We start from the raw sequence: 201 nt of genomic DNA, 5'->3' as shown, positions 1-201 counted from the left end.
CAACCCGCCTCAGGTTGGCAGCACGACCACCCTGACCGTCAATGTTGGTGGCACAAACTACACCGTTGATATCGATGCTTCCGGCAAAGGTACTCTCCAGGTCCCGAACACCAACGTTGAAGATGTCTACAAAGACGGCAGTGAAGTCACTGCGACTGTCACTGCGGTCAACGGCGGTAACTTCGAAGCCGTTGATCTGAC

General features: G+C 54.7%; 1 protein-coding gene. It reads left to right on the top strand.

Annotated features, from left to right (window positions below; all coding sequences use genetic code 11):
- Window positions 1-201 (top strand): immunoglobulin-like domain-containing protein (locus tag FW789_RS24335; protein WP_446432157.1); only part of this gene is annotated, 201 nt, incomplete at both ends.

The sequence above is a fragment of the Pseudomonas sp. 1121_17 genome (genome assembly GCF_052850745.1).
This window is presented reverse-complemented; position numbering and strand designations above follow the sequence as displayed.